This is a genomic window from Stenotrophomonas sp. 2YAF22 (assembly GCF_052114665.1).
GTDB classification, from domain to species: Bacteria; Pseudomonadota; Gammaproteobacteria; order Xanthomonadales; family Xanthomonadaceae; genus Stenotrophomonas; species Stenotrophomonas indicatrix.
The window spans coordinates 1-3,137 of the sequence record NZ_JBFRFE010000521.1; the positions used below are offsets into that span (position 1 = coordinate 1).

The 3,137-nt window shown below is 67.6% G+C and carries 3 protein-coding genes; 2 read left to right on the top strand and 1 reads right to left on the bottom strand.

All coding sequences use genetic code 11. The annotated features are described in order from the left end of the window. Positions 1-56 precede the first annotated feature (56 nt). Complete coding sequence (locus AB4Y84_RS17490) at positions 57-824, bottom strand: MipA/OmpV family protein (RefSeq protein ID WP_312786234.1); 768 nt, start codon at positions 822-824, stop codon at positions 57-59. Between the two features lie 144 nt (positions 825-968). On the opposite strand from AB4Y84_RS17490, the gene AB4Y84_RS17495 reads away from it, so the two are divergent. Continuing rightward, positions 969-1,640 (top strand): response regulator transcription factor, encoded by a 672-nt coding sequence (locus AB4Y84_RS17495; protein WP_025875225.1) that lies wholly within the window; start codon positions 969-971, stop codon positions 1,638-1,640. A gap of 1 nt (position 1,641) precedes the next feature. Next, complete coding sequence (locus AB4Y84_RS17500) at positions 1,642-2,985, top strand: sensor histidine kinase (protein WP_312107831.1); 1,344 nt, start codon at positions 1,642-1,644, stop codon at positions 2,983-2,985. The last annotated feature ends 152 nt before the right edge of the window (positions 2,986-3,137 follow it).

Here is a 3,137-nt window from a genome sequence, read left to right on the forward strand (position 1 = left end):
GGGGTGACGGCGGCCATGCGGGATCCTTGTTGTCCGTGCGGCGGATGCAGGTTCGGTCAGAACGCGCGCATCAGTGAGATGAAAGCGGATGTCTGGCTGCTGCGCCGTGCCATCGGGCTGTCCTCGACGGCATCACCGAACCACTGGTTGGCGACGACGCCGGTAGCGCGCCATTTCGTACCCAGCGGCGTGCTGACCGCGATCTGCAGGCTCGGCGAGGTGGCACTGCCGGGCTTGTAGGCCGCCAGCCCGGAGCGCAGCGCTTCCTCGTCGCTGATCCCGTAGTAGTAGTCGAGCAGGCGGGCGCTGGAATGCACCACGCCCACGCGCGGCACCCAGGTGAAGCGACCGGCCTGGATCGGATAGCTGTAATGCAGGCTTGATTCAATACCGCCGCCATGCCCGCTCACTTCGCGCTTCACGCTGGCCGCCACCGCGCCCCAGTCGGCGCTGTAGTCGGCATTGATGCCGACCATCGCCGACATCTGCCGGCTGTGCAGGCGGCGCAGCTGCGGATCGTTCACGTCGTCGGTCTTGAAGCGCAACGTGTAGGGCGTCGCCACCGCCGACAGGCGCAGGCCGTCGGCCTTGTAGAGGTTCATGCCAAGCGAACCGGGGCTGGCGAAGAAGCGCTTGCCCTGCCAGGACAGCGCCGGCAGCACCAGCGGCTTGTCGTCATAGTGTGCGTAGGCGCCAGTGGTCGCGCCGAAGGTGATGCCGGCCTGTACCCCCGGAGCCTGTTCCTGCGCGGTGGCCAGCAGCGGCGTGGAGAGAGCGACGGTGCACAGCAGGGGGCGCAGCAGGGCGGGGGACAGTGAGGTCATCGAAGTAGTGCGTTGCAGGGATGGCGATGCATGCTGCGCGCGCAACATTGTCGGAACATTGCGCAGGCGCAATCTGCTGGCATCGCCGCCACCTGCACGCCGAAGGCACTATGATCGGCACCGTTTCCGGTTGCCGAGCCCCTGATGCGTATTCTCCTGGTCGAAGATGACCCCGATCTCTCGCGAGCCCTGCAGTCCGGGCTTGAGCGCCAGGGTGTGGTCGCCGACGTGGTCGGCAGCCTGGCCGAGGCTGCGCTCGCCCTGCGTGAGCCGGTGCATCAGCTGATGCTGCTCGATCGGCAGCTGCCGGATGGTGATGGCGTGGGYTTCGTGGCGACTGCCCGTGCCCTGCGGCCGAACCTGGCGGTGATCATGCTCACCGCCAAGGGGGGCCTGTCAGACAAGGTGGAGGGGCTGGATGTCGGTGCCGATGACTACCTGGTCAAGCCGGTGGCGATCGAAGAGCTGATGGCGCGCATCCGCGCCGTATCGCGTCGACCGTCGGCAATGGTGACCCCCCGGTTGCGGCTGGGCCGGCTGGAGTTTGATTTCGAATCGCTGCAGGCACAGGTGGATGGCCAGCCGGTCGCACTGCCGCGGCGGCAGGTGCTGGTGCTGCAGGCCTTGGCGATGCGGCAGGGGCGCACGGTCACCCGCAGCGCGCTGGAAGCGGCGGTGTACGGATTCGATGATGAGATCCAGTCCAATGCGCTCGACGCGCATATTTCAAAGCTGCGCAAGGCGCTGCAGCAGGCTGGGGCAGGCGTGGAGATCCACGTGATCCGTGGCGTCGGTTACCTGTTGGCGGAGGCTTGAGATGGCGCGACCGATCCGTTCGATCACGCTGGGCCTGGCATGGCGGCTGTTCCTGGCGCAGGCCTTCACGGTGTTGTTCGCCGTTGTCGCGCTGATCCTGACCTGGGGCGACAAGGACACCTGGGGCATGGACATGTTCATGGCCGAGAGCGCGGCCAATGCCGTGCACAGCGAAGGGGGCCGGCTGGTGCTGGACGAAGCACGCTGGCAGAAGCTCGATGCGCGTGCTGGTGGCAACCTGTGGTTTGCCGCGGTCGACGATCGGGGTGTATGGCTGCAGCGCGGCACGCTGCCTGCCATCCACGCGCCGCTGCTGGCCCGCCTGCCGACACTGGGCGCCACCGAGCTGGGGTCGCTGGTACCGCCGTACCTGGACGTGGCCCGGGTGATGATCCGCAACGAAGACGGCCGCCGCATCACGGTGATGGTGGGCGGGGCGCCGAAGGGCGGCCTGCTGGATGGCGCATTGATGGTGCTGCGGTTGATCGGCCTGTGGTTCTTCCTGCCGTTGATCGTGGTCACGCTGCTGGTGATGCCGACAGTGATCCACCGCGCCATGCGTGGCGTGCGCCGGTCCGCGCAGCAGGCCAAGGAACTTGATATCGGCCAGCCCGGTGCGCGCCTGGACGCGCAGCTGGTGTCTACCGAGGTGGCGCCTCTGGTTGAAGCGTTCAACGATGCGATCGACAAGGTGCAGCAGGGCTACGCAGCACGCGACAAGTTCCTGGCCGATGCCGCGCATGAACTGCGGGTGCCGATTGCGGTGGTGCAGGCGCGCTTGTCGCAGTTGCCGCAGGGAGAGTTGAAATCGCAGCTGCTGACCGATGTCGCCCGCCTCGGCAACGTCGCCGAGCACCTGCTCGACCTGCAGCGCCTGGACCGGAACGTCGCAGCGTTGCAGCGGCTGGACCTGGCGCATGTCGTGCGCGAAGCGGCCGCGGACCTCGCTCCGCTGGTCGTGGGTGCCGGCTATGGCTTCGAAGTGGATGCGCCGGAAACGCCGGTATGGATCCATGGTGATGGCCTGGCCCTGGGCCGGGTGATCGCCAACCTGGTGCACAACGCCATCGTCCACGGCGGCGGACGCGGCACCATCTGCGTGCGTCTGGACCGACAGGGCCTGCTGGAGGTCAGCGATCAAGGCGCCGGTGTGCCGGTCGGTGACCGCGAAGCGATCTTCGAGCCGTTCCACCGCCTGCGTGCCGCCGGCAGCGGCAGCGGCCTGGGCCTGCATCTGGTCAAGGAAATCGTGCAGCACCACGGGGGCACGGTGAGCGTGGGCGAGGCTGTCGGAGGCGGCGCCAGTTTCCGGGTCAACTTCCACCGCGGCAGCGTGCGTCGTTAGTCGGGCGCTGACAAAACCGCAGGGAGTTGCCTGATGGTTGCGTGAGGCCTTACCACGGCACGCTGTGTCGATGGCTGCCGATCGGACCTTGTCGCCGCTGCTGGGCCCCGCGTGCGCCGCCRCTCTGGTCACCGGTGCCTTGGCCTGCGTGC

Coding starts and splice junctions, on each gene's coding strand:
- AB4Y84_RS17500 (WP_312107831.1), top strand. CDS start 1,642: ATGGCGCGACCGATCCGTTCGATCACGCTGGGCCTGGCATGGCGGCTG.
- AB4Y84_RS17490 (WP_312786234.1), bottom strand. CDS start 824: ATGACCTCACTGTCCCCCGCCCTGCTGCGCCCCCTGCTGTGCACCGTC.